Below are 11704 nucleotides of genomic sequence, written 5' to 3' on the forward strand. Positions count from 1 at the left end.
CGCCCCCATCGCGGTCACCTCGTGTTCCGGTGCATGTCGAAGGGGAGCCCCTCGACGCCGTCGCGCTGGAAGGAGTTGATCGCGTCGTTGACCTCGTGGTAGCCGAGGATTCCCTCCTGGATCATCCGCTCGATCAGCTCCGCGCGGAAGTCGAGGTCGTCGTAGATGTCGCGGGTGTCGGCGTAGCCGAGCAGCGTCGCGATCTGCTCTTCTAACACGTAGGAGTTGTTCATCCCCTGGAAGACGATCTCGTCTTCCACGGGGTCCCAGCTGAACACCTCGCGGGTGACGACCCCCTCCATCTCCTTGGAGTACCCCTCGATCTCCTGGACGCTGGTCACGCGCCGCAGGACTTGGTCACCCTGTTTCACGCGGTTCTGGAACAGCGCCACGTCGGCGTTGTCCATGAACGTCTCCGGGACGTTGATCGGCTCGGAGGTGAACCGCTGGATCATCGAGACGATGTCGGACGCGTGGAACGTCAGCATCACGGGGTGGCCGGTCTGGGCCGCCTGGAACGCCATGCGCCCCTCGGCGCCGCGGACCTCGCCCACGATGATGTAGTCGGGGCGCGACCGCAGCGCGGCCGCGACCAGGTCGAACATGTCGACGTCGGAGGAGCCCTCGCCGCCGCCCTCCCGGGTCAGCAGCTGCTGCCAGGTGTTGTGCGGCGGGATGACCTCCGCGGTGTCCTCCGCGGTGTAGATCTTCGAGTCGTCGGGGATGTACGAGAGGATCGCGTTCAGCGTCGTCGTCTTCCCGGACGCCGTCTCCCCGACCACGAACACCGTCTGCTCGTTCTCCAGGCAGAGCCAGAGGTACGCCGCCAGCTCCGGCGAGAGCGTCCCCCAGTTGGTGATCTGGTTGATCGACAGCGGCACCTCCTCGCCCTGCCGGATCGTGAGCGAGGAGCCCTTCAGCGACACGTCGTCGGAGTAGATGATGTTGATACGCGACCCGTCGGGCAGCGTGGAGTCGACGATGGGGTCCGAGTCGGAGAGCGGGTCGCCGATCCGCTCGCCCATGTTGCGCAGCCAGTTGTCGAACTCCTGGGGCGTGCCGAAGTCGACGGTCGTCTCCAGCATGCCGTACGTGCCGTGGTCGACGTGGCACTCCTTGGGGCCGATGACGTGAATGTCCTCGTTGGCCGGGTCGCGCATCACCGGTTCGAGCGGGCCGAGCCCGACGATGTCGCGGTTGAGCCGGTACCGGATGTTCTCGTACGTCTCCTCGGTGACCGACAGCTTCCCCATGTTCGTGATCTTCGAGAGGCTGCGCCGCCACCCCGAGGAGGAGTCGTCGACGTGGGTCACCTCCTCTAACAGCTCCTCGATGAGGTCGTCGTACTCGGCCTCGTTCTCCGGCGCGCTGTGCTGGCCGCTCACGGTGAGCAGCCGGTTTTTCACCTCGTTGAGTATCTCCGCCTGCGGCCCGGTGACCTCCGGCTCGATGGCGTAGTACTTCGTGTCCTGCCCGAGGTCGCCGTAGATGTGGCTGTAGATGGGGCCGCCGACCGGGTAGATGACGTTCGGCCGGTTGGACTCGTACTCGTCTTTCGGCTCCTCGATGAACTGCGGGAACTCCCCCGTGATCTGTTTGAACTCGCGGAGGTGCTCCCGGAGGTGCGGCCGGCGCATGGCGGCCTTCCGGAGCTCTTCGGACGGTTGTGCGGTGCCGTGTTCGGTCATCGCTCACACCGTATTGGGTTGGTCGCGGTCCGGTCGTGCGGACCGACTGTGCGGCTGCGGGTCATGTGTTAGGCGACGCTCCGGCTCTCGATGACGATTCCGGTTCCGGACCGCACCGAGAACCCGATCGTGTCGCCGACCTGTTCGCCCATGCCCGCGAACCGCTTCACGTTGATCTGCCGGCGGATGTCGTTGCCGACCTCGATCATCTCCAGTTCGAGGAACACGTCGGCGATGGAGCGGAACGGCCCGATCGCCTCGTCGTCGACCGCCGAGGGGTCGACCGTGAGCACCACCACCTTCCCCTGCGAGATGATCTCGCGGAAGAAGGAGATGATCTCCAGGGCGGCCTGCCGCTCCTCGTTCTTCCGGACGAGCGCCTCGAAGGTGGGGTCGTTCCGGAAGATGGCGTCGAACGTGTCGAGGAAGACGACGTCGGAGTTCCACATCGCCTCGGCGTTCATCAGGCGCTTGAGCAGCTCCTTGCGCTCGCCGTCGCCGTCGGAGAACGCGCCGCCGGAGTCGAAGTCGGCGTGGAGGAAGAGCAGCTCCTCCTGGAGGAGCGGCTTCACCATGTCGTACTCCAGCGAGTGCATCTGGTCGATGAACCCGCGGACGGTGAGCTCCGTCGACATCATCGTCACCGACGCGCCCTCCTCGACGAGCCCGTAGGCGAACCGCTGGGAGATGGCGCTCTTGCCGGCCCCGTAGTCGCCCTCCATGAGGACGATGCTGCCGCGGGGGATGCCGCCGCCCAGCTCCTTGTTGAGTCGGTCCCGCTCGCCGAGGCCGAGCGAGAGGAGGTTGTCGTGAGGCATCTCAGTTCCCCCCCTCCACGCGGAACTGGAACAGCTCCTCGTCGCCGTTCACCGAGAGGAACACCCGGTGGTCGCCGTCGGCGAGGCCGCCGCTCACGCCGTCGATCTCGCTGACGTCGATCGTGAGCCGCAGGACGTCGCCGCGGCTCCACGCGTTCGCGCCGTCAGCTGAGACCAGCGTGCCGGAGAGCGCGTCCGGCCGGACGTACGCGCCGTCGAAGACGACGTCGAGGTCGGAGCCGTCGGGCGCGAGCCGATAGGTGCCGGTGTTCTTTATCAACAGCGTCACGTTCCGGTCGCCGCTCGCGTTGTACACCCCCGCGCTGGCGTCCGAGATGATCGTCACGTCGGTCCGGAGCTGCTCCGTCGCGTCGAGGCCCGCGTCGTCGACGGCCGCGCTCACGCGGTCGACGCCCGTGGTGATCGTGCCGACGACGCCGGCGGCGATGACCAGGCTGGCGATGAACAGGATGAGGTGCGAGACGGGGACGCTGGCCATCTACGCGCTCACCTCGGTCACGGTGGCGGCGTCGCGGACGCCGGACTCGACGACGAGGACGACGCGCGTCCCGTTGTCGATGGTCGTCGCCGTGTCGCCCTGTGCGACCCGCACGGTGAGCGTCTCGTCGCCGAGCCAGAGCGCGGTGTCGCCGTCGCCGTCGACGGTCGTGGTCGCGTTCCGGCCGCCCACGTCGACGTACTCGTTGCCGACGACGAGCGTCGCGTCGTCGGCGACGAGCCCGATCGACCCCTCGTTCGCGGCGGTGACGGTGAGGTTGCTAGTGCTGGTGTTGTATGTCGCGTTCGTCACCACGAAGTCGGTGTTCTGCCGTTCGAGCGCGCGCTCGTTGATGCCGTGCTGCGCGTCGGAGACGCGGTCGAGCCCGTTGGCGGCCACGGGGTAGAACGTCGTGAACGCGAAGAACAGCCCCGCGACGATGATGGCCGTGGACGCGGAGACGCTAACGCCCATCTCCCCACCCTCCGTCGGCCGGATCGGCGCGGTCGGAACGGGGATTCGGGTCGTTCATCGGTCGCGTCGAGCCGTTCCGGTCGCGCCGGTCGTCGCGTCGGTCCGCGTCGGTCCCGCGGGCCGCGTCGCCGCGCTCCGTCGCCTCGTGGTCCGCGCCGTTCGTCCGCCGCTCGCGCTCGTCGGGCGCGTCGCGCCGGCCCGACGAGTCGTGGCCGTTCCGGCTCGGCTCGGGGCGCTCCGACCGACCGTTGCGCCCGTTCCGTCCGCTGCGGCCGTTGCGGCCGGTCTCCGCGCGCCCGCCGCGACGGCCGCCGCGGCGACCGCGGACCGGTCCGCCGCCGACGATCGAGCCGCCGGCGAGGTCGTCCCAGCGGTCGAGGAGGACCGTGTGGCTGCTGGTCCCGTTGAGCTGGGTCACGTACCGCAGGCTGCGGGTGTGGTGCTCGCGGACGAGCCGGTCGGTGCCCGGCCGGTCGACGAGGTTGCGGTCGATCGTGCCGAACCCGGAGAGGAAGTCCCGGAGCCGCGCGGCGGCGTCGGGGCCGATCCACTCGATCCGCTCGTAGTAGTTGATGGCGCGCACCGCGTCGGTGACGTCGCTCTCGGAGACGAGGAACTCCAGCCACTCCATCACGAGGAGGTCGCCGACGTAGTCGCCGGGGAGTTCTGTGAGGTACGGCTTGCCGCGGCCGCTGCTCCCCGAGAGGTCGTCCTGGCCGACGTACTCGAAGCCGCCGGACGCCTCGGCGGGGTCGCCGCCGGGCTGCCGGTCGGGCGCGGGCTCCGGATCGGCCGTGGGCTCCGGATCGGCCGCGCCCGCCGGCTCGGAGTCGGCGGGTTCGTCGAACCCGACGCCGTCGTCTCCGACACCGTCGAGGTCGTCGTCGCCGAAGCCGTCGTCGGCCTCGCCGAAGGAGTCGGTTTCGTCTGCGGGGTCGTCGAACGAGTCGTCCCCGTCGTCGAACGGGTCGTCGTCCGCGGCGTCGTCGCCCTCCTCGGCCCAGTCGGCCTCCCCGGAGTCGTACTCTTCTTTCAGTTCGCTGAAGCTCTTTCCGTCGTCGTTCATATCGTCTCCGTCGTCCGCCGTTTCGGTCTCGGACGCGGCGTCGCCCGTGTTGTCGTCGTCCAGTTCCTCGAAGTCGTCGTCGAGGTCGTCGAACCCGTCGTCGTCGAGGTCCTCGTCGAGGTCGTCGAAGCCGCCGTCGTCGATGTCGTCGAACTCGTCGTCGTCCTCGAACTCGTCCGCCTCCGCGTCTTCCTCCTCGTCGAGGAGGTCGTCGTCGAAGAAGCCGTCCGCGTCGGCGTTCGCAACGTCCTCGTCGAGGTCCTCCTCTTCGCCGCCGTCCTCGTCGTCGAAGATGCCGAACGACCCCTCGCCGCCGCCGGCGACGCTGTCGAAGCCGCCGGAGTCGTCGACGAAGGGGTTGATGCCGCGGGTGACCATCTCGTAGATGTCGAGGAGGTTGCGGACGTCCTCCTCGATGTCGTCGACGGCGTTCGAGATCTCTTCGTTCTCAGAGCGGACCGTCGAGACGGTCGAGGAGAGCGAGGCGACCTCGTTCTCGAGCTCGTCGAGCCGGTTCTCGAGCTCGTCGGTGGCCGCGCCGCCGCCGCCACCGCCGCCGCCGTCGTCGAACTCGTCGTCCCACTCGTCCATGCCGTCGAAGTCGTCGAAGCCGTCACCGCCGCCACCGCCACCGCCGCCCATGTCGCCGCCCATGCCGCCGCCCATCCCTCCGCCGCCACCGCCGCCGCCCATGTCGCCGCCGAAGGGGTCGTTATCGCCGTCCATGCCACCGGAACCGTCGTCGTCGGATCCGTCGTCGTCGAGGAACCTGTCGAGGACGCTCGCACCGACGAGCCCCAGCGTGGCGACTGCCCAGGCGGCGGTTGGAGCTCCCCACACCGGTAGTTCGAGGCCCATTACCGTGTACGACCCGCAGAGCACACTTCAATTCACCCCTCAAAATATCAACCGTGAGAAAACACGCCACGGGACGGAGATCGGCCGTGGTCCGAATCGGGACGAGAGAGCCGGCCGGCGAAGCGTCCCCCGAACGACCGATCGAGCGTCAGATCGCCCGTTCGAAGCCGTCCGCGGCGCGGATGACGAGCCGGCCGTCCGGGTCGAACCTGACCGTCCGCCCCACGGTGTCGCCGACGTCGCTGGCGACGATCGGGACGCCGACGCTGTCGAGCACCTCGCCGACCCGTTCGACGTTCCGCGGGCCGACCGCGTCGGTGAGGTCGAGCATCTCGGCCCCGCCGGCGACGCGCGCTTCCAGGCGGCGGGGGTCCGCGCCGGCGTCGTCGAGCGCGCCGATCAGCGTGTCGACGCCGGTGTCGACGTACTTCGCGGGCCGCGAGGCGGCGGTCGGCCGCCCCTCGCCCGTGGGCAGCATGGCGTGGAGGAGCCCGCGGACGCCCGCCCGCTCGTCGACGAGCGCGACCGCGACGCAGGAGCCGAGCCCGCTGGTCGTCAGCGTCGACTCGTCGGTCGCGACCGCGAGTTCGCCCACGCCGACCTTGATGCGCCCGCGGTCGTCCGCGGCCGACCCGCCGGTGACGGTCGCGGGATCGGCGTCGGTGACCGCGTCGCTCCCCGTCGACGTCGCCGGATCGTCCGGTCGATCGTCGGGGAGCGAGCGGGTCACGACTCCGAGAGTCGGTCGAGCGCCCGGGCCAGTTCGCGCTCGTCGGGGAGCGCGTACACGTCGCAGCGCGCCTGGATCCCCTCCGTCTGTATCGCGGTGTCGATCACGAACCCGTAGTCCTGCCGCTGGCTGAGCTTCGCGACGAGCGGACTGATCGTCGACGCGCCGATGTCGTGGACGAACTCCGGCGGGGAGTGGGTGATCGTCGTGCCGAGCACGTTCGCCCACCCGTCGATGAACCCGCTCGTCATCACGTTGCCGAGCTCGCAGAGGGCGTTCTGGGCCATCTCGCCCAGCGGCTCGTCCGTCTCCATCGGGAGCATCGCGTCGGCGACGGCCGCCGCAGAGGACTCCTCGAAGAGGATGGCGAGGTAGCCGCTCGGCTCGCCCTGTAGTTCGAACACCGTGCCCGCGTGGGGCTCGGTGCCGACCTCCGCCGGCACGTCCGCGAGCGGCACGAACCGGAGCCGACTCACGTCGACGCTCGTCTCCAGCCCGGTCATCATGGAGATGTTGTCGGCGGCGTTGGCCGACCCCCGCTTCGCGAGCGACGAGAACGTCGACAGCGACTCGTAGGGGACCGCCGTGCTCGTCGTGCCGCCGTCCGCCTCGCCGCCGGCCGTCACCGCGGGCGCGGTCTTCCCGACGATGAGGTCGCGGAAGGGGCCGGAGTCGGGCAGCATGTAGATCGAGAAGTCGAGGTCGGTCGTCGTCGCGTCGAGGCGGCTCTCGAAGAGGAAGACGCCGTCGCCGGCGAGCGCGCCGTCCGGCAGCACCGCCGCGCCGTCCGCCTCGAAGTAGCGCGGCGGCGACATGTCGATCGCCTTGCCGAGGTAGTTCGCCCACCCGTCGAGGAAGCCGCCGAGCGCGATGTTGCCGACCTCCGTCACCGCGCTGCGCTCCATCGACTGCCCGCCGGGGAGCAGCGAGAGCAGGGCGTCGGCGTTGACGGCGTCGAACGCGAGGACCGCCTCGCCGTCCAGCCCGCCCCGGAGGCCGACGCTCACGCCGATCGACTCCCGACCCGCGAACGACTCCGCGAGGTCCTCGCCGCTGGCGACGCTCGCGCCCGTCACCTCCACGGCCAGATCGGTCCCGGTCAGGTCCGAGAGCGCGCCGGCGGCCTGTTTCGCCCCCCGCTCCGCGAGGCGGTTACAGGCGCCCAGCGCGCGAACGTCGACGCGCATTATACCGCCGAGCCGATGGCGTCGAGCACGTTCGGCTTCTGGAACGGCTTCGTGATGTACCCCTCCGCGCCGGCCTTGATGGCCGCCTTCATCTTCTCCTCCTGCCCGACGCTGGTACACATGATCACCGTCGCGTCGGGGTTCTCCTCGAGGATCTCCGTCGTCGCCTCGATCCCGTCGCGGATCGGCATCACGATGTCCATCATCACGAGGTCCGGACCGTGCTCCTCGTACATGTTGACCGCTTCCACGCCGTTCTCCGCCTCCCCGACGATCTCGAACTCGCCCTCGAGGATCTCCCGGAGGAGGTTCCGCATGAACTCCGAGTCGTCGGCGATGAGTACCCGCGTAGCCATTGTTGTCTGAAGGGGGGCACAGCGAGCACTTAATCGCTCGCCCGCGGTTCTCAGCGCTGAGAACGGAGCGGCGAGCCGGTGCGACGGTCGAACGCTCGAAGCGGGCGCTCGCCTCGCGGTCGCGGACGATCGGAAGAATCGCGAGTCGGCGGGGCGCGCCGCCGAGCGGTGGCGGCGGTTAGACCCAGTGGCCGAGGAGGTGGATGGCCCCGACGAGGACGGTGCCGCCGAACGCCTCGCGGGTCCCGAACGGAAGCGGGATCATCCCCACGCTGTCGGACTCGCCGTCGGCGGGCGTCTCGTTCGCAGGTGCGCTGTCGTTCGTCGTCTCGTCAGAGTTCCCTCCGGCGTCGGTCCCCCCGTCGGTGTCGGACGTGTTCCCGGAGCCCGTCTCCGGCCCGTCCGCCTCGGACGCCGTGCTGTTGCCGTCGGTGTCGGTCGCCTCGTCGCCGCTCACCGCGCCGCCGTCGGTGCCGGACGGGTCGTCGTCGTCGATCGTCGTCGTCGCCGGGTCGGCCTCGACGACGAGGGTGCCGCCGTGAGTGTCGCCGTCGAGTCGAAGCGTGAAGGGGTACGTGCCTGGGTCGAGGTCGGGGGTCACGGACGCGAAGTCGTACGTCCGGGACTCGCCCGGCTCGAGGCGCACACCCCACGAGCCCGCGGCGCTCCCGTTGTCGATCGAGAGGGTGAGCTCGCCCTCGCCCGTGATGCCGCCGGTGTTACGCGTCGTGGCGCGGATCGACGACAGGTTCTCGCCCTCGGTGACGGTGACGTTCTCGGGCGCGTCCTCGATCACCAGCTCGTCCGGGTTGTCGGCGTCGGCGACGACGATGACCGTCCGGCTGTCGCGCAGCCTGGACCCCTCGTACAGCTCGTAGTTCAGGCGCGTTCCGGGGGAAACCTCGTCGAGATCGACGTCGACCGTGAAGTTCCCGTCAGAGATCTCGAGCGGCGACTCCGTGCGGAACGGGGCGTCGCCGGCGTCGTTCACGAACGTCGCGGACATCTCGCGCACCGGGAGCAGCGAGGTCGTTCCCGTGAGCTGTCCGTCCTCGACCTCGACGAGGAGCTCCCCGTCGTCGGTGACGTGGTCGTACCGGAGGAACCGCTCCCGCACGGTGAACGTCGCCTCGGCGCGCACCGTCCCGTCCGACGCCTCCCAGTAGGGGAACTGCTGTGAGACGCCGTCGTCGATCGCCGAAGTGGCGTTGAACGCCGCCGGCGGCTCCGCGCCGTCCGCGAACGCGTACCGCTCGCCCTCGGTGCCCTCCAGCGCGAACTCGACGGCGAACTCGTCGCCCGGCTCGGCGCCTGTCGCCTCGCCCGTGTCTAATACGAGATAGAATCGGCCGGGAGCATCGGGAGTCTCTAGTTCCGTCGCGTCCGCCACGATGAGTGAGACATCGTCCGAGTCAGCCCGCGACAGGTCGAGCTTTGCCGGTGGTTCATTCATCTCCGGGTTCGTCTCTCTGACCCGGAGCGAAACACCCTCATTGGCCTCCAAGAGGTCGACCAGCACTCGGTGGTCGATCGGTTCGCCCGCCTCGATTGGACCCGCGTCGCGTTTCGCCGCGAAGTGCGACAGCGCCCCCCAGATGCCGGTCGCTTCGAACCCGAGGACGACCCGGTTGCCCTTCGTCACCGCGGTCCGTTCGAGCCCGTTGTCTCGGAGCGCGTTGAGCGACTCGGTCTCCGCGTCCTCGTCGAGGTAGTCCGGATCGATGCTGGTGAACACCTCGACGTCTTCGCGGAACTCCGGCTTCTCCAACACGAGGTCCGCTTGGTCCGCGCTCTCGGTCGGCGTCACCACGCCGGAGTCGTCCACGACGAACGTCCCGTTGGTGATCGCGAGCCGATACCGATGCGGGACCAAGGGCCGGGCGAGCCCGCCCGCGCCGGTCGAACTCGAGAGCGCGCTGAGGTTCTCGGCGACCGTGTCGCCGCGCTCGTCGACGAACTCCAAGTCGCACGTCGTGTCTTCGAGACCGCAGCTCTTGACGTTGCTCGCGTCGGTGCCGAGCGTCCGCGTGTTGATAGTCACCTCACTGGTGCCCGAGATCTTGACGACGTCGACGAAGCCGACGGGCTGGCCCGTGTCAGTGAGTCGGTTCCCGCCCACGAGGAGGTACACGTCACCGTTCGAGTTGTCGGCGGTGTATCTGATCTCGACCGGATCGCCCGCGACGCCGGTGTACGTCGACCGGGAGAAGCCGCCGCTGACCTCGGGGCGGTCGTCGGAGCCGGCGCCGGAAGCCTCGATCGCTGCGGGCCCCGATGCGCCGGCGTCGAGAGACGGAGCGGACGGGCCGGCCGACACGCCCGCTGCGGCCGGGACGGTCGCGACGACGCCGCCGAGCGCGACGAGGAGCGTGAGCCCGATCACGCTCGCCTGGAACGCCGACAGCCCGAGCGGCGCCGCTCGGCCCCCCTCCTCGTCGCCGGAACTGACCGTGCGGTCACTTTCGGTCGCCGTCGAGCGCGTCGTGGTGGTGTCGGTGGCGTCGTCGTGTTCCATCGTCATGAGGGCGTGTTCAACGGGGGCGGGCCTGCTCGCGGCCCGCGGTCTGTTGACGACGACTCGGCGGGTCACCGACTAAAGCGTACGCACCCGATTATCAGGGCGTGTAACAAGAGTCGAGGGAAACGGGTGGAAAACGCGGGAATCGCCCGACGCGAGCGGAGTCCTCGGTCCGAAGAATTAAGCCCGGTCGTCACCCGATCCACGCCAACATGCCATCGTGTCCCCGCTGTGACGCTCCGGTCGGCGACGAGGCGCGGTACTGCGCTCAGTGCGGTGCCCCGCAGACGGAGGACGCGGCCGAGGAGTTAGACGAGTACGTTCAGCGGCAGGCGGAGCAGATCGGCGGGGGTGGCGGCGGCGGGTCCGCGGGAGGTGAGTCGAGCGCGAGCGACGCGTTCCCGTCCATGGAGGAGCTCTCCGACCGCGAGCAGCTCTGGCGGCGGGGGTCGTACGTCGTCGGGTACGGCACGGTCGTCGTCGCGCTCACGCGGGTTCCGGCCGCGGAGTCGTGGCCCCTGCTTCTCGGGGGAATCGCGATCCTCCCGCCGATCCGCCGGCTCACCGCCGAGCCGCTCGGCAGCCCGCTGAAGCGCGAGGTGATGGCGGGGATCTACGCGGTGTTCGCGCTGATCGGTATCGCGCTGTTCGTGCTGTTGTGAGGCGATAGCGCCGTTATGAGACGCGGGCTGTGAACCACCACCCGGTACGACACTGGCGAGCGGTGGGTGATCCGGACGCTCCGCCGTGGGCGAGGGCGCCCCCGGTGTGAAACGAGACGGACAGATGGTGTCTGTCGCTTCAGCCGTCCAGACGGAGAACTGGCCGATGACAGCCCGAGTTACACCCGTTTGCCCCGCCGCAGTATGTCTGTGGCTGGACGCGTGTCATCCCGCGCTAGCGCCCCTTTGGCACCGTCACTGAGCGCTTGCTCGCAGCCCGGATCTGTCGAGACGCGCCGTCAGAGACGGGAAAACGAGAATATCACGGGTCCCCTCTCAACGAGAACGGGCCCGGCGCTCACCGACAAATACCTACGACACGTGACCTGCTGAATCCGTTCTGCCGGAACACCCCGGGACCACCGGGGGTGTTCGAGCGGATCTGCGATCTCCTTTTTGTGACATATGCCGCGCCTGCGGCGAGCGGGCGACCGACTCGGTGGCTGGACTCTGACTTCGACCTCCGCAGCCGCTGGCGGTTTTCGGCGACGCGGCGACTGACAGCATCGGACGAAGAGCGGATCGCCGCGTCGCGCTGACGCAATCAACCGTAGCGGGAGTGTCACACCCGTTTTTGAGAGGAGGTACTGCGGCGGGACGCAGTCGGTGTAACACCGCGGATATACCGGGTTTGAGCGGTTTTCGCCGGGGAAACCGCCAGGGAATCGCTGTCAGCTCATAGGAGTCTAACGATGGAACAGGGGCAACTTACTCGAGTCGGAAGCCGCCTTCCTCCTCGGCGGCGCGCACCAAGTCGCCGATGCTGTCGCTCGCGGAGAGCCCCTGAC

The 11704-nt window shown here is 69.1% G+C and carries 10 protein-coding genes; 1 reads left to right on the top strand and 9 read right to left on the bottom strand.

Annotation, left to right across the window (positions count from 1 at the left end; translation table 11 throughout):
* Positions 1–14: 14 nt before the first annotated feature.
* The 9 genes from Q0116_RS06205 to Q0116_RS06245 all read right to left on the bottom strand — a co-directional run bounded on the left by Q0116_RS06205 (position 15) and on the right by Q0116_RS06245 (position 10197).
* Positions 15–1688 carry a type II/IV secretion system ATPase subunit gene (locus tag Q0116_RS06205; RefSeq protein WP_297886475.1) on the bottom strand — a complete coding sequence of 558 codons (1674 nt, stop codon included), beginning with the start codon at positions 1686–1688 and terminating at the stop codon, positions 15–17.
* Between the two features lie 68 nt (positions 1689–1756).
* Positions 1757–2506: an ATPase domain-containing protein gene (locus Q0116_RS06210; protein WP_297886476.1), complete on the bottom strand. Its 750-nt coding sequence runs from the start codon at positions 2504–2506 to the stop codon at positions 1757–1759.
* A 1-nt stretch (position 2507) separates the two neighbouring features.
* Entirely contained in the window at positions 2508–3005 is a 498-nt protein-coding gene (locus Q0116_RS06215) for a flagellar protein G (RefSeq protein WP_297886477.1), read from the bottom strand.
* A complete protein-coding gene (locus Q0116_RS06220; protein ID WP_297886478.1) occupies positions 3006–3479 on the bottom strand; it encodes a flagellin in 474 nt (157 codons plus the stop codon).
* Positions 3469–5403: a FlaD/FlaE family flagellar protein gene (locus Q0116_RS06225; protein WP_297886479.1), complete on the bottom strand. Its 1935-nt coding sequence runs from the start codon at positions 5401–5403 to the stop codon at positions 3469–3471. The genes Q0116_RS06220 and Q0116_RS06225 overlap by 11 nt, the downstream gene beginning before the upstream one ends.
* A 148-nt stretch (positions 5404–5551) precedes the next feature.
* Complete coding sequence (locus Q0116_RS06230; RefSeq protein ID WP_297886480.1) at positions 5552–6133, bottom strand: chemotaxis protein CheD; 582 nt, start codon at positions 6131–6133, stop codon at positions 5552–5554.
* Positions 6130–7320: a chemotaxis protein CheC gene (locus Q0116_RS06235; RefSeq protein ID WP_297886481.1), complete on the bottom strand. Its 1191-nt coding sequence runs from the start codon at positions 7318–7320 to the stop codon at positions 6130–6132. Before Q0116_RS06235 ends, Q0116_RS06230 begins: the two co-directional genes overlap by 4 nt.
* A complete protein-coding gene (gene cheY, locus Q0116_RS06240) occupies positions 7320–7676 on the bottom strand; it encodes a chemotaxis protein CheY (protein ID WP_004597560.1) in 357 nt (118 codons plus the stop codon). Before cheY ends, Q0116_RS06235 begins: the two co-directional genes overlap by 1 nt.
* A 178-nt stretch (positions 7677–7854) precedes the next feature.
* Positions 7855–10197: a BGTF surface domain-containing protein gene (locus Q0116_RS06245; RefSeq protein WP_297886482.1), complete on the bottom strand. Its 2343-nt coding sequence runs from the start codon at positions 10195–10197 to the stop codon at positions 7855–7857.
* Between the two features lie 209 nt (positions 10198–10406).
* Between Q0116_RS06245 and Q0116_RS06250 the strand changes: the two genes are divergently transcribed.
* A complete protein-coding gene (locus Q0116_RS06250; protein WP_297886483.1) occupies positions 10407–10856 on the top strand; it encodes a zinc ribbon domain-containing protein in 450 nt (149 codons plus the stop codon).
* Positions 10857–11704 lie beyond the last annotated feature (848 nt).

Origin of the sequence: uncultured Halorubrum sp., assembly GCF_937146585.1 — an archaeon.
Classification (GTDB): domain Archaea; phylum Halobacteriota; class Halobacteria; order Halobacteriales; family Haloferacaceae; genus Halorubrum; species Halorubrum miltondacostae.